At 26.3% G+C, this 23,472-nt stretch carries 22 protein-coding genes; 11 read left to right on the forward strand and 11 right to left on the reverse strand.

Annotated elements, in window-relative coordinates; all coding sequences use genetic code 11:
• Positions 1-61: 61 nt before the first annotated feature.
• Complete coding sequence (locus FDK22_RS02255) at positions 62-1,657, forward strand: ATP-binding protein (RefSeq protein ID WP_138151263.1); 1,596 nt, start codon at positions 62-64, stop codon at positions 1,655-1,657.
• On the opposite strand, the gene FDK22_RS02260 is transcribed toward FDK22_RS02255, so the two are convergent.
• Both FDK22_RS02260 and FDK22_RS02265 read right to left on the reverse strand, forming a co-directional pair.
• Entirely contained in the window at positions 1,654-2,730 is a 1,077-nt protein-coding gene (locus tag FDK22_RS02260; RefSeq protein ID WP_138151264.1) for a sensor histidine kinase, read from the reverse strand. The genes FDK22_RS02255 and FDK22_RS02260 overlap by 4 nt on opposite strands.
• Positions 2,717-3,370: a response regulator transcription factor gene (locus tag FDK22_RS02265; protein ID WP_228711616.1), complete on the reverse strand. Its 654-nt coding sequence runs from the start codon at positions 3,368-3,370 to the stop codon at positions 2,717-2,719. Before FDK22_RS02265 ends, FDK22_RS02260 begins: the two co-directional genes overlap by 14 nt.
• A gap of 97 nt (positions 3,371-3,467) precedes the next feature.
• On the opposite strand from FDK22_RS02265, the gene FDK22_RS02270 reads away from it, so the two are divergent.
• From FDK22_RS02270 to FDK22_RS02280, 3 genes are read left to right on the forward strand one after another with little or no spacing between them, the layout of a single operon-like run.
• On the forward strand, positions 3,468-4,703 hold the full coding sequence (locus FDK22_RS02270) for a TolC family protein (RefSeq protein WP_138151266.1): 1,236 nt from the start codon (positions 3,468-3,470) through the stop codon (positions 4,701-4,703).
• Positions 4,704-4,708: 5 nt separating this feature from the next.
• Entirely contained in the window at positions 4,709-5,614 is a 906-nt protein-coding gene (locus tag FDK22_RS02275; protein ID WP_138151267.1) for an HlyD family secretion protein, read from the forward strand.
• Complete coding sequence (locus FDK22_RS02280) at positions 5,611-8,682, forward strand: efflux RND transporter permease subunit (protein ID WP_138151268.1); 3,072 nt, start codon at positions 5,611-5,613, stop codon at positions 8,680-8,682. The genes FDK22_RS02275 and FDK22_RS02280 overlap by 4 nt, the downstream gene beginning before the upstream one ends.
• Positions 8,683-8,789: 107 nt before the next feature.
• Here FDK22_RS02280 and FDK22_RS02285 read toward each other — a convergent pair whose 3' ends face one another.
• The 8 genes from FDK22_RS02285 to FDK22_RS02320 form a co-directional block, all read right to left on the reverse strand.
• Positions 8,790-9,065 carry a c-type cytochrome gene (locus FDK22_RS02285; protein WP_138151269.1) on the reverse strand — a complete coding sequence of 92 codons (276 nt, stop codon included), beginning with the start codon at positions 9,063-9,065 and terminating at the stop codon, positions 8,790-8,792.
• 63 nt (positions 9,066-9,128) lie between these two features.
• Positions 9,129-9,485, reverse strand: coding sequence for a nitrous oxide-stimulated promoter family protein (locus FDK22_RS02290; RefSeq protein WP_138151270.1), 357 nt, complete (start codon positions 9,483-9,485; stop codon positions 9,129-9,131).
• An 11-nt stretch (positions 9,486-9,496) separates the two neighbouring features.
• Positions 9,497-10,669: an NnrS family protein gene (locus FDK22_RS02295; RefSeq protein ID WP_138151271.1), complete on the reverse strand. Its 1,173-nt coding sequence runs from the start codon at positions 10,667-10,669 to the stop codon at positions 9,497-9,499.
• Between the two features lie 8 nt (positions 10,670-10,677).
• Positions 10,678-11,097 (reverse strand): hypothetical protein, encoded by a 420-nt coding sequence (locus tag FDK22_RS02300; protein ID WP_228711617.1) that lies wholly within the window; start codon positions 11,095-11,097, stop codon positions 10,678-10,680.
• A gap of 42 nt (positions 11,098-11,139) precedes the next feature.
• Positions 11,140-11,730: an HPP family protein gene (locus FDK22_RS02305; protein WP_138151272.1), complete on the reverse strand. Its 591-nt coding sequence runs from the start codon at positions 11,728-11,730 to the stop codon at positions 11,140-11,142.
• Positions 11,727-12,035: a metal-sulfur cluster assembly factor gene (locus FDK22_RS02310; RefSeq protein WP_138151273.1), complete on the reverse strand. Its 309-nt coding sequence runs from the start codon at positions 12,033-12,035 to the stop codon at positions 11,727-11,729. The genes FDK22_RS02305 and FDK22_RS02310 overlap by 4 nt, the downstream gene beginning before the upstream one ends.
• Positions 12,036-13,268, reverse strand: coding sequence for a hypothetical protein (locus FDK22_RS02315; protein ID WP_138151274.1), 1,233 nt, complete (start codon positions 13,266-13,268; stop codon positions 12,036-12,038). It abuts the gene before it with no gap.
• A gap of 3 nt (positions 13,269-13,271) precedes the next feature.
• Positions 13,272-13,595, reverse strand: a complete 324-nt coding sequence (locus tag FDK22_RS02320) for a hypothetical protein (RefSeq protein WP_138151275.1) — start codon at positions 13,593-13,595, stop codon at positions 13,272-13,274.
• Between the two features lie 129 nt (positions 13,596-13,724).
• Here FDK22_RS02320 and FDK22_RS02325 point away from each other — a divergent pair, with 129 nt between their 5' ends.
• The 7 genes from FDK22_RS02325 to FDK22_RS02355 all read left to right on the forward strand — a co-directional run bounded on the left by FDK22_RS02325 (position 13,725) and on the right by FDK22_RS02355 (position 19,573).
• Positions 13,725-14,306, forward strand: a complete 582-nt coding sequence (locus FDK22_RS02325) for a cytochrome c oxidase subunit 3 family protein (protein ID WP_138151276.1) — start codon at positions 13,725-13,727, stop codon at positions 14,304-14,306.
• A gap of 3 nt (positions 14,307-14,309) precedes the next feature.
• Positions 14,310-14,552, forward strand: a complete 243-nt coding sequence (locus FDK22_RS02330; protein WP_138151277.1) for a cytochrome C oxidase subunit IV family protein — start codon at positions 14,310-14,312, stop codon at positions 14,550-14,552.
• Between the two features lie 87 nt (positions 14,553-14,639).
• Complete coding sequence (locus FDK22_RS02335) at positions 14,640-15,086, forward strand: c-type cytochrome (RefSeq protein ID WP_138151278.1); 447 nt, start codon at positions 14,640-14,642, stop codon at positions 15,084-15,086.
• Between the two features lie 9 nt (positions 15,087-15,095).
• Entirely contained in the window at positions 15,096-16,472 is a 1,377-nt protein-coding gene (locus FDK22_RS02340; protein ID WP_138151279.1) for a cbb3-type cytochrome c oxidase subunit I, read from the forward strand.
• A gap of 1 nt (position 16,473) precedes the next feature.
• Complete coding sequence (locus FDK22_RS02345; RefSeq protein ID WP_138151280.1) at positions 16,474-18,240, forward strand: nitric oxide reductase activation protein NorD; 1,767 nt, start codon at positions 16,474-16,476, stop codon at positions 18,238-18,240.
• Between the two features lie 15 nt (positions 18,241-18,255).
• Positions 18,256-19,056: a CbbQ/NirQ/NorQ/GpvN family protein gene (locus tag FDK22_RS02350; RefSeq protein WP_138151281.1), complete on the forward strand. Its 801-nt coding sequence runs from the start codon at positions 18,256-18,258 to the stop codon at positions 19,054-19,056.
• A 106-nt stretch (positions 19,057-19,162) separates the two neighbouring features.
• Complete coding sequence (locus FDK22_RS02355) at positions 19,163-19,573, forward strand: RrF2 family transcriptional regulator (protein WP_138151282.1); 411 nt, start codon at positions 19,163-19,165, stop codon at positions 19,571-19,573.
• Between the two features lie 137 nt (positions 19,574-19,710).
• Here FDK22_RS02355 and FDK22_RS02360 read toward each other — a convergent pair whose 3' ends face one another.
• The gene (locus tag FDK22_RS02360; protein ID WP_138151283.1) at positions 19,711-23,466 is read right to left on the reverse strand and encodes an ATP-binding protein; all 3,756 of its coding nucleotides are present in this window, start codon (positions 23,464-23,466) and stop codon (positions 19,711-19,713) included.
• Between the last annotated feature and the right edge of the window lie 6 nt (positions 23,467-23,472).

Genomic DNA, 23,472 nt, shown 5'->3' on the forward strand with positions numbered 1-23,472 from the left:
GAAATTTTATTTAGAAAATTATGATAGCATTATTACTTCAAAAAAGAATTGAGGTAAATCAATGTTTGAAAATTTTAGTTTTACAAAAAGATATATACTAGCACTTAGTATTATTGCTATTTTATCAATACTTGCATTTTTTAACCTTAGTAAACTTTTAACTATACAATCAAATGATGCAAAAGTTGTAAACATGAGTGGTAATCAAAAAATTATTACAAGAGAGATTGCTTTTTTTGCAATTTACTATAAGATTGATAGATTAAAAAATAAAATTACAGAAATGGAAGAAACACACAAAAAGTTAACTTCATTTAATATGTCAAAAGAGTTATCTAAAATTTATTATGGTTCAGAAACTAATCTAGATAAAAAAGTTAAAAAATATTTATTTCATGCTAAAAGGTTTTATATAAATAGAGATGGAAGAAGTCAAAACTATGTATTAAAAAACTCAGAAAATCTTATTTTAGATTTAGAAAAAGCTGTTTTAATTTATTTAAATGAAGCTCAAGAAAATACAAAAAAAGTACAGCAAGTTGAATCTTACATTCTAATAATGACACTAACAACATTGCTTTTTGAAGCTATTTTTATCTTTATGCCAGCAAATAAAAGAATTAATAAAAGAACAAATGAGTTAATTGCTCAAAAAGAGTTCTCAAATGCAGTAATTGAATCAAGTACAAATGCTATTATCACTTTAGATAGTAATTTAAGAATAAGAACATTTAACAAAGAAGCCCAAAATATTTTTCATTATACTAAAGAAGAGATGTTAAATAAGCCTCTTTTTGGAAGATTAATTCCTAATTTTGATATTTCTAAAAATCCTAATATTGGAGAGGTTCAAGAGATTGTTGCAGTTAATAAAGAAGGAATTAATTTTCCAATTCGTATATCATTTGGATCAAGTGGAGAAAATAAAGATATTGCAATTGTTGCAAATATCCAAGATATATCCAATGAAAAACTAAATAGTAAACTTCTTGAACAACAATCTAAATTTGCAGTTTTAGGAGAGATGATAGCTATAATTGCTCATCAATGGAGACAACCACTTACACAACTAAGTTTTAATAACATGTATATAAAGAAAAAAACAAAAGATGAGGAGATAAAAAAAGAGAGTATTGAAAATGAAGAGATAATTCAATTTATGTCTGAAACAATTACTAACTTTCAAGACTTTTATAAACAAACTGATAATACAGTTTTTAATCCAATTGTTTCGATCAATCAAGCACTTAAAATAGTTGACTCAATTTTAGAACTTAATCAAGTTAAATTAAAAAAAGAGATTGACTCAAAAATAGAAATCTATGGTAATTCAAATAGTTTAGCACATATAGTTTTATCAATAATGCAAAATACCATAGATATTATAAGAGCAAAAAAAATAAATAACCCTTTTATTAAAATTACACTAAAAGATACAAAAGATAATATTATTTTAACTATCAGTGACAATGCAGGAGGAATTAAAGTTGACCCTATTGATGATATTTTTAAACCTTTTAATTCTAAAAAAGAAGAAACATCAACGGGAATTGGTTTATATATGTCAGAAATGATAATTAAAAATCAATTTAATGGGACAATAAACGCAAAAAATATAGAAAATGGAGCAAAATTCACTATTAGTCTTCCTCACTAATTAATTGTGTCAAAATTTAATATTACTTCAGTGCCTTTATAGTCTTCAATTGACTGAATAAATAATTTTATATCTAAATTATCACAAAGTCTATGAACAATATGCATTCCTATTCCATAGCCTAAATTATCCTCTTTATAATATCTTTCAAAGATTTTTTTAGGATATTTTACACCTTTACCATTGTCTTTAACACTTAATATTTGTTTTTCAAAGACTATATATATTTCAGGATTTTGTTCATTAGAATATTTGCAACTATTAGTTAAAAGATTATCTAAAATTCTAATTAATGCATTTTCATTTGTTTTTATGTAACTATTTGATTTTATATCAATTACAAATTTTATTTTTGGAAAAAGAAGTTTAAAATCTTCAACTTTATTTTTAACTATTTTTTCAATATCAATCTTTTCTTTTAACAACTTTTGATTTAAAATTATTTCTAAGTTTTTATATAAAGAAGATATTGTATCAGCAGACATTTTTATTCTATTTAGCTTTTTGATTTTTTTTTCATCATCTTCTTTTTCTAAAAGTAAATCACTATTTAGAATAATAGCAGTTGATGGAGTATTTAAATCATGTATAATATCTAGAATAAACCTATCAAGATGTGAAATTGTTTCTTTCATGGGTTTTATAGAGAGCTTTGCAAGAAAATAACTTACTGTAAGAAAAACTATTAAAAGTATAATTTGCAAGGATATTGTAAATTTTTTAACTTTAGAAATTTCCTCATCAATTGGTTTTGCTAAAGTGCTTACTTTTATAAAACCCTCTTTCTTTGATATAGGGAATACTTTTGTATAGTACTTCCCTTCTTTAGTTGGTATATCAAAAACTATTTTTTGGTTCTTCTTTAATTCATAAGAAAAACCCTCTTGGGAATATTTAAAATCTGTTTTAACTAAAACTTGAGAATATTGAAGCATCTGCATCACACTTTTTTTCATTATTAGATGTTGCTGTTGCCAATAATATAAAAATCCAAGTATTAAAACTAAAATAGCAACTAAAAAAAAATAAATAGAGGTAAATTTTATTAAAGCTTTTTTTTCATAATTTTTCACATCTATATCCTATTGCTCTTATATTTGATAATTCAAGACCTATTTTTTTTAATTTTGAGATTTGAACTCTAAGTGAGGCATCGCTACCTATTTCTCCATCTTTTAAAGTAAAAAGAATTTCATCTTTTGAGATGATTTTGCCTTGATTTTTTAAAAAAAGTTCTAGAAGTTCACTTTCACTTGGACTTAAATGTACTGTTTTTCCATTTTTTCTTAATATTTTTGAACTTATATCATACTCTAAATCTTTGTATTTTAAGATATCTTCATAAGAATTAAAACTCTTTTTTATTTGAGTATTTATTCTTATTATTAATTCTTTTTCATTAAAAGGTTTTTTAATATAATCATCAGCTCCAACATCAAAACCTTTTTCTAAACTATTTATATCAATTAATGCAGTTATAAATATTGCAGGTGTCATATCTGCACTTTGTCTTAAATCTTTTAAAAGTTCAAAACCATTTATAAAAGGTACATTTACATCTAATAGATATAAATCATATTTAGAGCAAAAACTTTTATCAAGTGCTTTTTCACCATCTTTTACCCATACTACATCATAGTTTTTATCTTCTAAAATATCTACAATAGTTTCACCTAAAATAGTATCATCTTCAACCAATAATATCTTTTTCATAATTTAATTTTAGAGTAGTTTTGTTAATGAAGTGTTTATATTTATACTTTATTAACACTTCTTATTTAAGATTCCAAAAAATATATAGGAAGATTCAATGAAAATAATTATTTTAACTTTGACTTTTTTAGCATCAACTTATGCACTTACTTTGGATAAAGCATTAGAAGATTTAGAACAAAACAATCTTGATATAAAAATCTCTAAAAATGAAAATGAAATTTCATCTTTATCAAAAGAGGAAAAAAAAGCTTCACAATTTGGAAAATTTAATTTAAATAGTTCAATCACAAAATATAATGAAAAAAGAACCCTAGCTCCCTTAGCACCTCCTATTTCAAGTGATGTGGTTACAAGTGATAAATTATCTACAATAGGAGTTTCTTATAAAGTCACGCTATTTAATGGTTTTGCTTTAACAAATGAGATTGATATAGCCAAATTAAATAGTTTTGTTTCACAAGAAAAAGAGAAAATGACTTTAAATCAAATGCGATATAACACTCAAAGTCTATTTAGTGATATTTTATCTTTGCAAAATATTAAAAAATCCTATGAAAAGTACCAAAAAACTTTAATATCTCTAGAAAAAATTATTGAAAAAGAGTTTGAATATGGTAAAAAAGCTCAAGTTGATATTTTTAAAATCCAATCAGATATTAAAAAAAATGAAGCAAAAATAATTGAACTAAAATCAAAAATAAATATACTAAAAAATAGTTTGTCTCTATTGATTTATGGGGAAAATAAAAATCTAGAGAAGCTAGAAAATATATCTTTAAAAGATGAGGATAAAGAGTATGATTTAGAAAATTTATCTCAAATAAAAGTTGCCAAATCTTTAGAAAAAAAATCAAATAAGAGTTATAACAAAGCTTTATCTTCATATTATCCAACAATAAACTTAGAAGCAGCATATTCTAACACTTATGGTGAAGGGGAAAAAAAGACTGTTTCAAATATTGCTTTACAACTAAACTGGAATATTTTTGATTTTAATGTAAGAGAAAAAAATCTGCAAAAAGCAAAAATCGAAAAGATAAAAGCATCATTAGAATATAAAAAACTAAAAAATGATTATGAAAATAAGATTTTAGAATCACAAGAATTAATAAAACAAAATGAGAGTTTATTAAATAGTGCAGTATCACAATTTAAACTAGCACAAAAAACAACTCAAATAGAAAAAATACGATATGAAGAGGATCAAATAAGTATAAATGATTATCTTTTAGCCTTTTCAAATGAGCAACAAATACATGCAAATCAAATTCAAGCTAATAACAATCTTTATAAATCAAGATTTTATTACCAATATCTAACTAAGGAATAATATTTATGAAAAAAATAGCTTTATTTATAATTATAGCTTTACTTATAGCTGGTGGTTTTAAACTAATAAAAGGGAAAAAAGAGGAGATTTCAAATGAGAGAAAAGCCTTTGTTCATGTATATAAACCATTAGAAACAAAACAAAAAGAAAGTTTGGATAACTTTGAAACTTTTAGTGCAAAGCTTGAAGCAGTGCAAAACCCAAAAATCTCTACAAAAATTTCAGGACATATTACAAAGATATTTGTAGAAGAGAACCAAGAGATAAAAAAAGGACAAAAACTAGTTTCTATAGATGATTTAGAGTATAAACAAACTCTTTTACAACTTAGTTATTCAATTAATGCATTAAAATCATCAGTTGATTCTTTTATAAGTTCTTTAAACTCTTTAAAACTTGATATGCAATTATCACTTAAAGAGTTTGAGACAAATAAAAAATTATATAAAATTGGTGGTATTTCAAAAGATAAGTTAGATTTTTCTGAAGTGATTTATGAGCAAAAAAAGGCAAAATATAACTCAACACTAAAAACAATAGAATCAAAGAAAAATGAACAAAATTCACAACAAGCATTTTTAGACTCTAAGAAAAAACTTAAAGAATACTACTCTTTAAAATCTCCTATTGATGGTTTTATTGAAGAGATTCTTGTTGATATTGGAGATTTAAGTTCTGTAAATAAACCTATTTTATCATTAGTTTCAAAAGAGCAGAAACTTAGTTTTTTATTTGCAAGTGAAAATATAAAACAAAATCAAGAAGTTTATATAGATAATAAAAAAATAGGTGTAATTGAATCTATCAATATAAGTGCAAAAAACTATATGAAAGAAGCAAACATTAAATTAGATAAAAACTTATCTAATCCTATAAATTCATTAATCTCTATTAAGGTGAGAATAAAATGATTGATAAATTAGTAAAAACAATTTTGCATAGACCATTTTTTATTTTCTCTTTCTTAGCACTTTTTGTTTTTTTGGGAATAAATGCTTATTTCAAGCTTGATAAAAAACTGTTTCCAAACTCAAATAGACCAGAAATCGCAGTGGTTATTGTAAAACCAAGTGCAAGTGCACAAGATATGGCAACAGATGTTGCAACAGTTGTTGAAAAAGAGTTATATACAATTGATTATGTAAGAAGGGTTTACTCTTCAACAATAGATGAAGTAAGTGTTATAAGAGTTGAATTTAACTATGAAAAAGATATTAATGATGCTGCAAATGATGTAGCAAATGCTTTAGATAAGATTCGTTCACAACTTCCAAAAGATATTCAAGAACCTCAAATCAATAAAATCACTGCAGCAACTGCTCCAATTATAACTCTTGGAGTAAGCTCAGAAAATCTTACTCTTATTGATTTACGTGAACTAATAGAGACAAATATACAAGAGGAGTTTCTAAAACTTGATGGAATTGCAAATGTTGATATCTTTGGTGGATATAAAAAAGAGATTCAAATTGTTTTTGATATAAACAAATTAAACTCTTTAAATCTTAATTTAAATGAAGTTATTAATATAATTGATTCAAACAATAAAGATTTTTCAATTGGAAATATTGAAAGCAATTCCTCAAAAATTTTATTAAAAAGTACAAATAAAAAACTATATATAAATGAACTAGAAAATCTATTAATTGCTCCAAATATAAGACTTAAAGATATTGCAAAAATTGATTTCAACCATTTTAGCAATAGTGCAATATATAGAGGAAATGGAAAAGATTCTATTGCTTTAGCAATTCAAAGAAATCTAAATACTGATGTTGTAAAAACTATTGAGACTGTTGAAAATAAATTAAAAGTTTTAAAAGAACAATATCCATATTTAAATTTTGAAATAACAGATACTCAAAAAACTACAATTATTCAAAGTAATGAAAATATGATTGAATCTTTAAGGGATGCAATCATAATGTCAACCCTTGTTGTATTTTTGTTTTTAGCTTCTATTCGACAAATTTTTATTGTACTTTTTACAATTCCCATTGTATATTTTTCTACAATTGCTTTAATGTGGCTTTTTGGATTAGAGTTTAATATTATCACCCTTACAGGTGTTATTTTAGCTCTTGGTTTATTACTTGATGATACTGTTGTAGTTGTTGAAAATATTCAAAGACATTATGAACAGTTCCATGAGGATATGGAAGAAGCTGTGCAAAATGGTACAAGTGAGATTATGTTTGCAGACTTTTCAGGAACACTAACAACTATGATTGCACTTTTCCCTATTTTATTTGTAGGGGATTATCCTCAAACTATTTTTGGTCCATTAATTACTACACTTCTTTTAGCATTAACTGCTTCATATTTTGTATCAATTACTTTTGTTCCACTTATCTCAAAAAAAGTTTTAGCATTAGACTTTAAATGGATAATTTATATAGAAAAACAGTTTAAAAAAATAAGTGATTTTATAAATAGGATTTTTGTAGCTTTTTTTATTGAAGCATTTAAAAATGCTTTAAAAAGTAAGCTTGTACTTTTTTCTTATATTTTCACTTTATTAGCTTTATTTGTAGTTAGTGCGAAAGTTGTTATGCCTTTAGTTGGTCAAGAGCTTATGCCTGCTATGGATACAGGAGCTGTTAAAATAAAAGTTGCTACAACTCCAAATATCTCTATAAAAGAGACAAAAAATATTCTGCAAAAAATTGAAAAGATATCTTATGAAACTGCTCAAGTTGACACTATCTCAGCTTCAATTGGTTCAGAAGCAGGTGTTTTAACACTAGGAAGTGGTGGAGGAATAAATGATATTTTAATTACTGTAAATTATATAAATAGATTTGAAAGAGACGAAACAATTTGGGAAATTGAAGAAAAATTAAAAAAAGAGATTTCAAAAATAAAGGGGATTAAAACTTTAGAGATAAGTGATGCAGGAGCAACTGCAATGGCTAGTATAAAAGCGAATATTGATGTAACACTATATGGTGAAGATTTTAAAAAACTTTATGAAAAAGCCTTAAAGTATGAAGAGGCTATGAAAAACACAAGGGGAATAGTAACTGCCTCAAAAAGTTGGCATATGGATTCTAAAATTTACAAACTAAATATAGATACGCAAAAAGCTTTAGAATATGGTATTTCAAATGAGTATTTAGTAAACTCTTTACAATCAATTTTAAGAGGTGGAATTATCTCTTCATATAAAAGAAAGAATGAAACTCCTCTTCCTATACGTATTTTAGTAGAAAATTCACAAATAAATACTCCTAAAAAAATAGAAAACATGTTAATACATACGCCAAAAATGAGTATTCCTTTAAGTGCTATTGCTAAGATTGAAACAGTAAAACAACCAAATATTATTACAAGGGAAAACCTTTATTATACTATTGATATATTTGGGTTTAGACAAAATCAAAGTATCTCAAAACTTATGGATAATTTTGAAAAAGCTTCACAAAATATCATTTTGCCAAATGATATAAAAATGAAGCACACAGGAGATATTGAACAGTTTGAAGATTCTTCTAAACGTATTATAAAAAGTGTTGCAATCGGCTTAGTTTTAATTTTCTTAGTAATGGTTCCAATGTTTGAATCACTAAAAATTCCACTAGTAATAATTTTTTCAATTCCATTAACTATTGCTGGAGCTTCATGGATTTTATTACTTTTAGATTATCATAGTTCAATGAGTGCTATGGTTGGCTTTATACTTCTAGCAGGAGTTATTGTAAATAATGCAATTTTACTAATTCACTTTGCATCCCAAAAACTTAAAATTGGAACTTGCTCGAAAGAAGCAATGATAGAAAGTATAAAAGTAAGAACAAGACCTGTTTTAATGACTGCAATTAGTGTAAGTGTTGGAATGATACCAGTTGCCTTTGGTTGGGCAATAGGGATGGAAAGATTAGCTCCACTAGGCGCTGTTGTTATAGGAGGACTAATTGTAGGTACATTTTTAACACTGCTTTTTATTCCATTACTTTTTGTTTGGATAGTTAAAAAGTAAAAAAGCCTCTATAAAAGAGGCTTAGTGATTTAATTTTAATTATTTTAGTTTTAAATTTTAAATTTGTTAGATCTAAAAGACCACCTATTTAACTCTTGTTACTTAATTTATTTACCAATTTTTTCAGCAATTGATTGAATATCAGCATCTGATAAAGATGCAACTTGACCTTTCATTAAAGCTTTCATAGCTCCACCGTAAGAACCATCTTTATAACCTTTTAGTGAATCTACAATCTCTTGCTTAGTCATATCTTTAATAATTTTTGATTTTCCTAAAGCAACCTTTTCACCATTTGCTCCATGACATGCTACACACTTTGCATATGGATTTGCAAAAGCAATACATGCTAACACTGAAGTTAAAAGTAAAACTTTTTTCATTTTTCCCCCTTTGTTTAAATTGTAATGAAAAGTATATATCATAATTGTAAAAGAAAAATAGACTTAGGTCAAAAAGTATTTTTTTCTTTTTAATTTATCTTTAATTTTACTTAATCCAAGTCTAATTCCACTATATCTCATAATTTTTGCTAAAGATTTCCATTCTTGTTTTTCATAACATGGATTAGGACATTGACGACATCTAGGTTTAATCTCATGGGGACATCCTTTTAATCTATCAAAAGAATAAGAGATTAAACTATAGCATTCTTCACATAAATTCAATTCAACATTTATATTACTTTCTTTGTATTCTAAATCATAAGTTTTAGAATACTGATTTTCATGTTTTTCTTTACAAAATTTAGTAAAGAACTTTTTTAAAGTCTCTACTTCAGTTTGAAACTTTTCTATTGTCATTTTTCATCCTATCAAGACTTTATTCTTGTTAAAGTCTTAGCATAACGAATAGTCCATATAAGAAACATAACTATCCATAGCCAAGAACTTAAATGTAAAATTCCCATATAAACAGTTGAATCATTTAAAAACAAAATTGAAGCACAAATTCTTGATACAACTAAAACTTGAGTTAATACAAATATAAATTTTGTGATTTTATCTGCAACAATTTGTTGAGCAGGAACTGCATGACCCATAACAACCCTACTTCCAAAACCTATTAATAAAGTAGCCACAAATCCTAAAGCAAAAATATGAAGTGCTAACTTTAATGAATATACTTCATAAATAGACTCAAGAAATAAAGCTATAAAACCTACTTCAAGCCAAATAAATGATATCACTAAAATAAAGATGATAGCAGGGGTTTTTTTATAAATATTTAGATTCATCACTATATATCCAAAAAATAACATAGCAACAAAAGATATTAATTTTAATAGCAAAAATAATTCAAACTCTAAAGCAATACCTAAACCTAAAAATAGCATAACAGAAATTTCTCTTATATATTTAGGCTTTTCCCACGCCATAACTTTCATATAGGAACCATAAAAGGCAGGAATCATTCTTTGGGCAACTAAAAATACTAAACTTATTAAATATCCAAAAAATATTAATAAAGATACATTTGTTTGAAAAAGCACTTCAAAAAGCAAAAATAAAGCTCCCATAAAAAATACTAAATTTAAGAATATACTATCTTTTTTGTAAGAAGCTTTCCCCTCTTTTATAGTTTCATAAAAAATTTTAACAAAATATAACATCACAAAAGAAACTAAAAGTTTTCCTAAAAAAATAGCATCCAGAAAAGATAAAACTATACCCCCTTGAAAAATAAACCAAGGTTTTAGATATTTTTCTTTTGGTATAACTTTTGCCCCATTAAATTTAGGTATCACAGTAATTAAAAAACCTAAAAATGCATTAGTAAAAACTGCATAATTTAATCCAAACCCATGAATCAAAGAAAAATCAAGATGTAATTTTCCAAGAAAGGATACAAAAGTTAATATCATTACTACTATTGCAAAAAATATTGAACTTGTAAAATATAATTGATGAGATTGTGAAGTAAATCTATCCCACCATTTCTCTTCTATTTTTGGTGTAAAACCATTTTGATTTGTTGAAAACTGCATCTTTTTCCTTAGATGTAAAACATAAATTGTGATAAAAATACAATAATTATCACTAATATAAATGGTAGTATATGACTTTTAAAAACAAAAGGCTGTATTCCAAAAAAAACCTGGAGAATACCTCTAGCACCTAACCAAAGGCCCAAAATACCTTTGATTGACAATAGTATTTGAAAATTTGAAAATCCATTTTCACCTACACTTCCAAAACTATTCTGGAATAAAAGAATACCACTAATCACCGCAACAACTAGAGCTTTAGGGACTAAAACTCTTGTAAAGTCTTTAAAATAAGATCTGACTTCATCATACTTTTCTTTTGATAATTTTTTTTGCATACGCATTAAAATAAGGTTGTCTGTAAATAAGAAACCCCCATAAATTAATACTGAGAAAATATGAAGAATTTTTATAATTAAATATGTCAAAAAATTTCCTTTCTATATTCATCAATAATTTGCATTAATACTTTAAAACATGTCTTCATTTTTTTTAGAACCTTTTTTTGGATTTATTATAAATTTATTAAATTTTACTCCATCTGGATAGTGTCTATGTTTAGAAATATTATTAACTAAAAGTGCAATAATAAATAGGATAAAAGCACCTGTTGCAACAGGATATAGAACATAAAGAAAACCCAGTTCATGTATATTTTCACTTCCTAAAACTGCTATTAATGCCGTTGCTCCTCCTGGAGGATGTAAAGTTAAAGTAAGTTGCATAACTAAAATGGAAGTTGCTACTGCAAATGCAGAGCACAATAAGAGATTATCAAAAAAAAGTTTATAAGAGATAACTCCTACTATAGCAGATAAAATATGTCCTCCTATAAGATTTCTAGGTTGTGCAAGGGGTGAGTGTATTGCTCCATATACTAAAACAGCACTTGCCCCAAAAGAACCAATAACTAAACCTAAATCTTCATCTCCTAAAACTCCTCTATGAAATAAAGCTATACTTAATATTCCTACAAAAGAACCTATCCAAGACCAAATTATATTTGATCTTTCAAGAGGCTCTGTATTTATTTTTTTAAATTGTTTAAAAAATGTTTTCAAAGGGAACCTGCAAGTTTTGCTTTAACTTCATCTGATGCCATACTGATATTCCAAGCTGGTTCCCAAACTAAATCTACACTTGCGATTTGAACCTTTGGTAATTCTCTTAAAACCGCCTCTTCAACCCATTGTATAATCATTTGGTGAAGAGGACAAGCTTTTGTACTAAGTGTCATTGTAACAGTTACTTTCATGTTTTTATCACAAAAAACATCATAAATAAGTCCCATTTCTACAAGATTAAAACCAACTTCTGGATCATTTACAGTTGATACTGCTTTAAAAATCTCTTCTTTACTATACATTTATTTAAACCTTATCATATATAAAATATCTTTTAACAAAAAAATTGCACCAATACTTAATAAACTAATACCACTTTTAAAGATTGAATCCACACCAAATAATATACCAATTGCCGAAATCATAACGCCCAATGTTGAAAAGAAAAATTGCATATTTGCGCTTTTTACTGGAACCATATCTGAAAGCATAGGTACTTTTTTCTTTCCAACAAAAGGTGAAAATCTTTCAAACCACACTAAAAAAGGTACTATTTTATACATATGTCCCGTTATTACAAAAGTGATAAAACCAAAAATAGCAAGCCATGATAAAGTTAATAATAAATTGTGATAAGGATTAAAAATATAAATTATTCCCATAATAATTGAAATCAATAGACAAAAATATGAAAAAACCATACTTTTAAAATAAATATCAACTTCTAATCTGACTCTAGTTTTATAAATTATGAATATTTGGAAAAAATATAAAATCAAGGCAGTAAAACTTAAAATATATCCTGAATACTCTATAAATTTTATATTTATAAATGAAGACAAAACAATAAGTAGAACTCCAAAACATAAAATTGTTAATGCACTTTTTACATAAATCCAAGAAAAACTATGACTTAGCCAAAACATAGGTAATAAAACTAACGACATTCCCATAATAGTTATACCTACATAACCAACTAGCACCAAAAAAACATGTGCTTTGAGAAGCTTATAGATTTCTACATCTAAAATTCCACTATAACCTAAAGCTAGAACAATTCCAATAATCAAACCAAAAAGTAAAAATATATTTGCAATTAAAACTGTAGTAATTATAAAGTTTAATTTTTTCACCTTCAAAATTGTCAAAAAAGTCTCAAATAAAAATATTGAAAAAGCTACAAATGCTATTATTCCACCAAAAGGTAAAAGTGTAGGGAAATAGTAAAAACCTATTCCCATTAAAACTGTCCCAATAAATAATAAAGGATATATTATATAATACAAATCAACAGCAAAATGTCCTACTTCAAGTACAACTGGCACTAATTGTGCCATAGCCCCAAAGATTATCATCATCACAAAACCAAGTAAAAAAATATGTACCCAAGCTAGAGTACTACTATTTAAACTGTGTGCAGTTGATATATCCATTCCAAATAATAAAAATGTACTAAATGATAAAACAAATATCCCAATAATGAAATATGGAGATATAAGTTTAAATGGTGGAGCAAACTGCTGAGAGATATTCATTTTTTATCCGTGACAACTATTTTGTGTAAAATCTGTTGAATTTAAAGCATTTACTTTTTTTGTAAAGATAATCTTTATTTTCCCATCACCTGTATCTTCTTCTAAAAAATCAAAATCTTCTTCAACTTTTGGGAATAATCCCCCTGGTGATTTATGATTTATCATAACTAATTGAGAATTTTCATCCAATAATTGTAAACCAGCCATAGCATTTACCATTGGATCTGGTGGGCCACACATACTTGTGTCAAATTGATAAGTAGTTAAACCATCTTTAATCTCTTTGAAAAAATCAACTGTAGCGCCTAAAACTTCTATTTTTTCCATGATAATTCCTTTTGTTTTTTGTAACTATAGCAATACTGATAATGTTTCTCATTGACATAAGTCAATAAAATAAACGAATTTTTAAATATAATTCTACTTATAAGTATAATTTTATAAAAAGGGGAATATTTGGACAGTTCAAAGAGCAACTATCCTCCAGGAGATTTTGGAATTTGGTTAATAATATATATAGAATTAATTACTTTTGGAGCCTTCTTTATTGGCTATGCATTTACTAGACGATTAGATATAGAACTTTTTAATAATTCACAACAACTATTAAATAAAGAGTTTGGTTTAATAAATACATTGGCACTTATAACTAGTAGTTTTTTCGTTGTTAAAACAATTGAAATGATTAAACTAAATGAAACTTTAGAAAAAATTTCTAAAGCTTCAGATTATCTTTTAGTTTCAATTTCTTTAGGTGGATTATTTTTGATATTAAAGTGTATCGAGTTTTATCAAAAGTTTAGCGAAGGTATAAATCTAGGCACTAACAAATTTTTTATGTTCTATTTTATTATGACCTCTTTTCATTTTTTACATGTTGTTTTAGGAGTTTTTATTCTATTAGTCATGTATAAAAATACTAAATTAGGCATTTATACTAAAACAAATCTTAAGGGGTTAGAGACAGGTGCTTCATACTGGCATATGGTTGATTTGGTTTGGATAATTTTATTTCCACTAATTTATATTATGAGGTAAATTATGAAATTAAAAACAATATGGATATTTCTTATTTTTTTAACAACACTTACTTTTATATTAGGAAAAATTGAGCTTTCACCTTATTTTTTTATTGCGTTAATTCTTTTAACTACATTTATAAAAGGACAGTTAGTAATTGACTTTTTCATGGGATTGAAAGATGTAAGTTTAAAGTATAGATTAATTGTCTCATTATGGTTGTTTATAGTAATTATTTTAATAGGATTGGCTTTTTTGATTTAATATATTCTATCTAAAGGTAGAATTAATAAAACATAAGTTATGATTCCAAAATACTACTTCAGAGTAGAAATAAAAAAGGAGAAATATATGGAAGAAAGAATTACCAAAAGTATGGCACGAAACATATACTTTGGTGGGGGTCTTTTTGCTATTTTAGTTTTTGCAGGATTAACAATGGACACTGTAAAACAAGTTCCAAAAAGATCAAAAGCTCAAAATATAACAGAATCTGTTGCCATGGGTAAAAACTTATGGGAAGTTAATAACTGTGTAGGTTGTCATACCTTAATGGGGGAAGGAGCTTATTATGCACCTGAATTAGCAAATGTATTTAACAGAAGAGGAAATTCTGATGAAGCAACATTTAAAAGTTATATGCAAGGATGGATGGCAGCACAACCATTACATGCCCCAGATAGAAGAAAAATGCCACAGTTTAACCTGTCAGCAGAAGAAGTAGATAATCTTTCAGATTTTCTAATTTGGACATCAAAAATTGATGATAATGAATGGCCACCAAATATTGAAGGTTAGGAGAGAATTATGAAATATACATCGCAAATGGTAGCAAAACCATATTTTATTTTTGCATTATTACTTTTAGCAGGTGAGATGCTATTTGGTTTAATTTTAGGTACTCAATATATTTTTGGTGATTTTTTATTCCCACATATTCCATTTAATGTTGCAAGAATGGTTCATACAAATTTATTAATTGTACTGATTTTATTTGGATTTATGGGAGCAACATATTATTTAGTTCCAGAAGAATCTGAAAGAGAGTTATGGAGTCCTAAATTAGCAATTATCACATTTTGGATATTTGCGGCAGCAGGTGTTGCTACAATCTTAGGTTATCTTTTAGTTCCTTATGCAGAATTAGCAAAACTTACTCAAAATGATTTATTGCCGACAATGGGTAGAGAGTTTTTAGAACAACCAACTATTACAAAAATCGGAATTGTTATTGTAGCTTTAGCATTTATTTTAAATATTGGGATGACCGTTCTAAAAGGGCGAAAAACAACAGTTACAGTTGTATTATTAACAGGACTTGTTGGTCTTGCGGTATTTTTCTTATTTGCATTTTATTTACCTGAAAATCTAGTACTTGATAAGTTTTTTTGGTGGTATGTAGTGCATTTATGGGTTGAAGGTGTTTGGGAATTAATCATGGGTGCAATCTTGGCATTTGTACTTATTAAAGTAACAGGTGTAGATAGAGAGCATATTGATAAATGGTTATATTTAATTATTGCTATGACTTTAATCTCTGGACTTGTAGGAACTGGACACCATTACTTTTATATTGGAACACCTGAATATTGGTTATGGCTTGGATCTATTGCTTCAGCTATAGAACCTTTACCATTTTTTATGATGATTTTATTTGCCTTTGCTATGACAAAACAAAGAAGGATCCAACATGAAAATAAGATTGCTTTAACATGGGCAAAAGGTACAGCAGTTATGGCATTTTTAGGTGCAGGTGTTTGGGGATTCTTACATACTTTAGCACCAGTTAACTATTATACTCATGGAACACAATTAACAGCAGCCCATGGACATTTAGCATTTTATGGCGCTTATATTATGATTATATTTACAATTGTTTCTTATGCAATGCCAATTTTAAGAGGTAGAAATGGTGGGAATTGTCCAAAATCACAAAAAGTTGAGTTAAGTAGTTTTTGGATTATGAATATTGGTATGCTAGGAATTACAGCTGCACTTACAATTGCTGGTGTTATGCAAATAATTTATCAAAGAATTGGTCTTGCTCCTTCAAGTTTTATGGATGCTCAAGAACAAATTATCCCTGTTTATGGAGTTAGACTATTCTTTGGTGTTTTAACTATTGTTGGTCTTTTAATGTATCTTTATAGTTTTTTTGTAAAAACAAACACTGCTAAGGCTTAAAATGCTTGAATGGGAAGAAGATGCAGGAAAAGCTTGGGATAGGTTTTTACGTAAAAAAACTACTATTTCAAATAAACAAGCCCAAGTTGAATTCCAAACTCTTTCTAAACAATTAAAAATCTTTTATCACCTTTTAGGAGGTGATAAAGGTAAAGAGTTAAAAATAACTGATAAAAGAGATATAAAAAAGTCAATAACATTTTTACAAAAAATATCTGGTTATGGAAAATCATTTTTTTTAACTTGGCAAGATGAAGATGCAATTTATTTCCCTCCAAAACTTGATATTTTACCAACAAAAGAAGAGAATATAATGCTTTATTTTTGGTTAGTTGCAATGGCTACAAATATAAATGTAGATAGTTCAAATATGATAGATGAAAATCAAAAAGTATCAAAGTATCTTTGTGATAAATATACTGGTTTTAATACATTTTATATCAAAGCAAAAAAGTATCTTATCTCAAAAATACCAGAACTTGTATATATTGATGAAAAGAATATAGAATTTGATGATAATTATCCATTTATAATGTGGATTTATCCATCTTTGAATAAAAATTCTAAATTAAGAAATTCTTACGAGGAAGAGAGTCAATCACAAAGAAAAGATGAAAAAACTGAATCTTTAAAAATGAAGAAAAAAGCTAAACAAATTGATGATAAAAAAAAGACAGATGGTTTTATGGCTTTTATTCCTGAAGGAATGATGAGTATTTTAGAACAAGTAAATGTTGATAGAGCAGAAGATGATAGTTTTGATGAAGATGCTTTATATAATGCCCAAGATTTAGATGAGATTACTTTAGGACAGAAAAAAGCGAATTTAAATTCTAGATTAAAAATGGATTTGGATATTAAAGCTAGTATAAATGAAGAGTACCCTATTGGACGTGGTCATTTTCTTGATGAATGGGATTATACAAAAAAAACTTATTTGAAAAACTATGTACGTATAAAACCAATTATTTCAGTGAATACAGAAGAGATACCTTTACCAAAAAGACTTCAAAAAACTGTTAAAAAAATACAGTCAGAACTTGATTTACTAGAAATCAATAGATTTAAAAATAACCATTTGCCTTATGGGGATGAGATTTGTATTGATACATGGATAGATTATAAAGGACACCAAAATAAATCTTTACATCATCAAAAATTTTATGAGAATTTTGAAAAAAAAACCAGAGATATGGCAACTCTTATTTTAGCCGATATCTCATTATCAACAGAAGCTGGAATTACACAAGAGATACGGGTAATTGATATGATAAAAGATGGTCTTATGGTTTTTTCACAAGCTTTAGAAAAACTTGAAGATAAGTTTGCAATATATGCTTTTTCATCAAATAAAAACACAAATGTAAAATTTCATATTATTAAAAACTTTAAAGAGAAATATTCAAACTTAATTAGAGGAAGAATTGAAGCAATAAAACCTGGTTATTACACAAGATTAGGTGCAGCGATTAGAGAATCAACTAAGATTTTAAATAAGCAACAAAATCAAAATAAACTCTTATTAATCATAAGTGATGGAAAACCAAATGATATAGATAGATATGATGGAAGATATGGCATTGAAGATACAAAAAAAGCTATTGAAGAAGTAAAACAAAAAGGTATTACTCCTTTTTGCATAACAATTGATATTGAAGCAAAAGATTATCTCTCATATTTATTTGGTAAAAATGGCTATGCTGTTGTAAGAGACAGCAAAAAACTACCAAAAATTATGCCTGAAGTATATATAAATTTAACAAAATAAAAAAGGAAATTAATAATGTCAAATACATACTATTTATCCCAAACAAATGAAGTTGAACTTTTTGAAGCTGCAGCTTCTATGAATTTACCTATTCTTATAAAAGGTCCTACAGGATGTGGAAAAACTAGATTTATTGAACATATGGGTGAAAAACTAAATAGAGAAGTTTATACAGTGGTTTGCCATGATGATTTAAGTGCTGCTGATTTAATAGGACGACATCTAATAGACGAAAATGGAACATATTGGCAAGATGGACCACTTACAAAAGCAGTTAGAGATGGAGGAATTTGCTATTTAGATGAAATTATAGAAGCTAGAAAAGATACAACTGTAATTTTACACTCTTTAGCTGATTATAGAAGAGTTTTACCAATAGATAGAACAGGAGAAGTAATTGAAGCACATCCAGATTTTATGTTAGTTGTTTCATATAATCCTGGATATCAAAATGTTTTAAAAGGTATGAAACCAAGTACAAAACAAAGGTTTATCTCCCTTAGTTTTACTTATCCAGAAAAAGAAGTGGAAAAAAAGATAATTATCAAAGAAAGTGGTGCTGATGAAAATATTGCACAAAAGTTAGTAGATATTGCACATGAGATTAGACAATTAAGTGATACAGACATTCAAGAAGCTGTATCAACAAGATTACTTGTTTACGCTGCAAAACTTATTGTCAAAGGGTTTAATCCATATAATGCTTGTATTCACTCTTTAGTAGAATCTTTAAGTGATGAAGATGATGTTTTGGAAGTTTTAGAAAAACTGATATCATTACATTTTACAAAAAAAGAGTTTGATAAAAGTCAGTAAAAATAATGCTATTCCTTGTTTTAGATATAGAAAAGAAATATTGATTATAAAAAACATTGTAGTTTAACTAATTATTAACTAAAATATAAATAAAAAAGAGCTGATTGTGAAACTAAATACTACAACTGAATATGCACTTAGAATTTTGATATTTATGGCAAAAAATCAAAATGAATTATTTCACACAAAAGAAATATCTGAAACTTTAAATATATCTTATAAATATATGACTAAAATAATTACACTATTGTCTAATAATGAACTTATAATTTCAAAAAAAGGTAAAAATGGGGGTATTACACTAAAAAAAGACAGTGGTGAAATATCAATAAAAGACATTTTGATAATTATGAATGATTTAGATGATGATAAATGTATATTAGGTCTTGGTTTATGCAGTGAAAAAAACAAATGTGCTATGCATGAAACTTGGATGGAATCAAAAAATTCAATAAGTCATACTTTTTCTAAAACTACTATAAAAGAGTTAGCTTTAAATCCTAATTCTTTAATTTAACTCATAATGATAAATCATTTTGAGATAAAAAGGAATGACAATATCCCTATAATATATTGATGGTTTTATCCTATCTAATAAATTAACATTTTTGAACTTACACAGTTAAATTGGCATTATCCAAATATCTTGCAATTTTATACTCCTAATAATCTTTTTATTTGTTCAAATTTTTCTTCTACTAAACTCTTTTTAAAGTCTTTTACTTCTATCTCTTGCAAAATATCACAAACTTCAACTAAAGCAACATTTAAGCATGAGTTTTTAATGTAATGAGCCTTTAATCTTATATTATCTTTATCATTTTCCTTGATAAAATTTTCAAGTTCATCTAAATCTTTGATAATATCTTTTGAAAACTTATCTACAACCATTTTTGCTATTTTTTCATTTACACCCAATTTATCAATAATTTTTTCTAAATCTATACCAAAATTTTCTAACTCTTTATCTTCTAAAATGAAAGTTTCTTCTTCTAATATATTTAAAGGTTTATCATTTAAAAACTTTGCAAATACCTTTGTTAAATCAGTTGAATTGATAGGTTTACTTAAATAATCATTCATACCTAAATCTAAAAATCTTTCTCTATCCCCTTTAATGGCATTTGCAGTTAATGCAATAATTGGAGTTTGTTCTAAATCTTTTTCTTTTTCATATTTTCTAATCTCTTTAAAAGATTTAATTCCATCCATAATAGGCATATTAATATCCATAAAAATCAAATCATAATTAGAATTTTTCTTATACTCTTCAAGGGTTTCAAGTCCATTTTCTTTTATTGTAAAATCTATCTCTAAAGATTCTAAAATATATGAAATCAATTCTTGATTTGCAAAATTATCTTCAGCAACTAAAATCTTTGCATCATAACTATTTTTTACCTCAGTATATTCAGATGGGATATTCTTATTCTTTTTTCTCAAAAGTTCTCGTAATCCATCATTTATCTTTGAAGGATAGAAAGGTAAGGCAACAAAGAATTCATCACCTTTTAAAGTAAATTGTCTTGAATCTTTTTCATATTCCAATAAAATTAAGATTGAGTTTTTTGGATATTTTTTTCTTATTAAATCTAATTCTAATTTGTTTTTAAATGGATAAATTATAATGTTCTCACTAGTTAAAATTGAAGTTGGTTTTCCAAAAATATCTAAATATCTTTTTGAGTAATGATAAAGATCATTATCCTCTTTTTCAATTGTATATTTTAAACTAGTTAAATAATCTTTATCATCAAAAATTGTATTAGGACATATTGTAAAATCCATATCAAACCAAAACTTAGTTCCTTTTCCAATTTCACTTTTTACATTTAACTGAGACCCAAAAGCATTTATAATATGACTACAAATACTTAGACCTAAACCTGTACCTTCATATTGTCTACTTCTTTTATGGTCAACTTGAACAAAAGGTTGAAAAATTTTATTTAACTTATCATCAGGAATCCCAATACCATTATCTAAAATCTCAAATCTAATTATTGTTTTAGTATCTTTTGTTTCAACAACAAAAATATTTAATTCAACAGTACCACGACTTTGGGTAAATTTAATTGCATTACTTAAAAGATTCGATAAAACCTGTCTAATTCTAACTCCATCAGTCATTAAACAAAGTGGAACTTTGTGGTCAAGATTTAATACTAGTCTTATATCTTTTTCAATGGCTCTTTTTGAAAAAAGTTCAACTACATGTTCACTAATAAAATATATATCTGACTCTTCAATTGTAATATCAAAATTACCACTTTCTATTTTTGAAATATCTAAAATATCATTTATTATTGATAATAATGAGTTAGCACTTGTATGTATCACTTCAGCTTGTTTTCTTGATTGAAGTTCTAATTCCTCTTTTTGACTTAATAACTCAGAAAAACCAATAATAGCATTAAGTGGAGTTCTTATCTCATGGGACATATTAGCTAAAAATGTTGATTTAGCCTCATCTGCTTTTTGTGCTCTTTTTAGTGTTTGCTTTAGATGCTCTGTTCTTTGTGTTATTTGATTTTCTAAATTTTCATTAATATTAACTAATTCTTTTGTTTTCTCTTGAACTTTTTCTTCAAGATTTTCATTTAATAGTTTTTGTTCATTTATTAAATTTTCTATTTGATCAGCCATTTTATTAAATGATTGTTCTAAATTACCAATTTCATCATTTGTATCAACTTTAATTCTATAATCAAATTTTTTACTAATGAATTTTTGTGTACCAATAAGAAGTTTTTTAATTTTTCCACTTATATAGTTTGAAACTGCCACAGCAATTGCAATTACAATAATAACCATCAGAAAAGTTATAATTGTAAGTTCGTTAACTAGTGAATTGATATAGTGTTTAATTTCAGATTTATTTTCACTAATAATCTCTTCCATATGTTGGGTTTGTTCATCTAAAATCTTATTTACACTTCTTTTTGTTTCATTTGCAGCAGCATGAAATTCATCTACATTTGCCCCAATTGTAACAAATCCAAAACCTCTTTTTGAATCCTTATATTTCCCTGTATAATATGGTATTGCTGCAGCTGTTGTAAGTTTCCAAACCTTACTCCAATATATAACAAAAGAGCCATACCCTCCATTTTTTGTTAATTGCATCCAACCTTGACATTGTGGTGCAAAATTTAAATATCGACAATCTAGTCCTAAAGTTCCATCTTTTATTTGTGATAAATTTGGTTTTTTACTTAATGACTGTTCTTCAAAAGTTGGGTAATCTTTTAAAAACTCATTTATAGATTTTTGTGAAGTTTTAAATTTTGTTGCCAAATCATTACTTAACCATGGAATTTCTCTTTCTCCTGTTTCCTTATTAAATCCAGAGATGAAATAATCCCTTGGATGGGAAATATTTCTGCCAAGATTATCCCACATAAAAGCATAATTCCCTGCACTTGCATCAGAGATATTTTGGGTAGGGTAATCTTCTGTAGGATGTAAAGTATCTGTAAATTGCATTAGATGTTCATGGTCTAAAGCTAAAGATAAATATCCTATTTTAGTATTGTTTTTAAATACGGGAGTTACAAACCTAACAATACCTTCAAATCTCTTACCAACAGGGTTTTCTTTTCCTGCATATGCACTTTTTTCTGGTTCAAAAGAAATATGAGCCTTAGATGTTTTTTCCTTTGTGTATGTTCCAATTATATTTGATTTTACATATTCACCAATAACTTCAGAAACATAAATTTCACCTTTTTTTAGATTTGAAATTTCATTAAAATAGTTTTCTGAATTAATATATGTATTTTCTTTTTTTGAAATATCTAAAAGTTTTTGATTTATCAATGAAGTTTTATAAATTTCCATTCCATTTAAATCAAAATAATTTATCTCTTTATATAAAGGAATCTGTTTTTTTATAAAATTTAATGGATCACTAAAATTAAACTCTTTTTCATTGTCTTTTAAATCTGCTTTAACTGAATTTCTAATCTCTTTAGTAGGCTTATTAGTTGATTCCCAGTTATTTGTTTCATCATTAAAAACATACTCTTCATGGAGTAAAATCTCTTTTTGTTTACTATCAAAAAAAGTTTTTATTACCTTATTATTTAACTGTAATTGTGAAAGGAAAAGTATATCATTATCCCTTTCATATAAAAACTGTGCAATCTTATTTGCTGTTTCATAGGTTAATCTTTCTAAAGAATGTTGTGATTTTTTATCTAAAAACTTTACACTATCTTCAATAGACTCATTTGCAGTATTTAAAATAATCTCTTTATTTTTATTATAATAATATCTTGTGCTTTCTTGAATATATTTATCTAGTTTTAAAACACCTATATATGCAATATATGCAATAATCAACAAAGGAATAATTTTCACAAAAATAAAAAGAAGAATTAATTTTACTTTTATACTTAGATTTTTCAACTTTAA

The sequence above is a fragment of the Arcobacter arenosus genome, from assembly GCF_005771535.1.
GTDB classification, from domain to species: domain Bacteria; phylum Campylobacterota; class Campylobacteria; order Campylobacterales; family Arcobacteraceae; genus Halarcobacter; species Halarcobacter arenosus.

What these genes read in the sequence shown, in the direction of transcription:
- FDK22_RS02320 (WP_138151275.1), bottom strand. Translation starts at nt 13,595, where the DNA reads ATGGAAAAAATAGAAGTTTTAGGCGCTACAGTTGATTTTTTCAAAGAG.
- FDK22_RS02290 (WP_138151270.1), bottom strand. Translation starts at nt 9,485, where the DNA reads ATGACAATAGAAAAGTTTCAAACTGAAGTAGAGACTTTAAAAAAGTTC.
- FDK22_RS02265 (WP_228711616.1), bottom strand. Translation starts at nt 3,370, where the DNA reads ATGAAAAAGATATTATTGGTTGAAGATGATACTATTTTAGGTGAAACT.
- FDK22_RS02270 (WP_138151266.1), top strand. Translation starts at nt 3,468, where the DNA reads ATGAAAATAATTATTTTAACTTTGACTTTTTTAGCATCAACTTATGCA.
- FDK22_RS02345 (WP_138151280.1), top strand. Translation starts at nt 16,474, where the DNA reads ATGCTTGAATGGGAAGAAGATGCAGGAAAAGCTTGGGATAGGTTTTTA.
- FDK22_RS02335 (WP_138151278.1), top strand. Translation starts at nt 14,640, where the DNA reads ATGGAAGAAAGAATTACCAAAAGTATGGCACGAAACATATACTTTGGT.
- FDK22_RS02295 (WP_138151271.1), bottom strand. Translation starts at nt 10,669, where the DNA reads ATGCAGTTTTCAACAAATCAAAATGGTTTTACACCAAAAATAGAAGAG.
- FDK22_RS02330 (WP_138151277.1), top strand. Translation starts at nt 14,310, where the DNA reads ATGAAATTAAAAACAATATGGATATTTCTTATTTTTTTAACAACACTT.
- FDK22_RS02255 (WP_138151263.1), top strand. Translation starts at nt 62, where the DNA reads ATGTTTGAAAATTTTAGTTTTACAAAAAGATATATACTAGCACTTAGT.
- FDK22_RS02350 (WP_138151281.1), top strand. Translation starts at nt 18,256, where the DNA reads ATGTCAAATACATACTATTTATCCCAAACAAATGAAGTTGAACTTTTT.
- FDK22_RS02280 (WP_138151268.1), top strand. Translation starts at nt 5,611, where the DNA reads ATGATTGATAAATTAGTAAAAACAATTTTGCATAGACCATTTTTTATT.
- FDK22_RS02275 (WP_138151267.1), top strand. Translation starts at nt 4,709, where the DNA reads ATGAAAAAAATAGCTTTATTTATAATTATAGCTTTACTTATAGCTGGT.
- FDK22_RS02310 (WP_138151273.1), bottom strand. Translation starts at nt 12,035, where the DNA reads ATGTATAGTAAAGAAGAGATTTTTAAAGCAGTATCAACTGTAAATGAT.
- FDK22_RS02315 (WP_138151274.1), bottom strand. Translation starts at nt 13,268, where the DNA reads ATGAATATCTCTCAGCAGTTTGCTCCACCATTTAAACTTATATCTCCA.
- FDK22_RS02340 (WP_138151279.1), top strand. Translation starts at nt 15,096, where the DNA reads ATGAAATATACATCGCAAATGGTAGCAAAACCATATTTTATTTTTGCA.
- FDK22_RS02285 (WP_138151269.1), bottom strand. Translation starts at nt 9,065, where the DNA reads ATGAAAAAAGTTTTACTTTTAACTTCAGTGTTAGCATGTATTGCTTTT.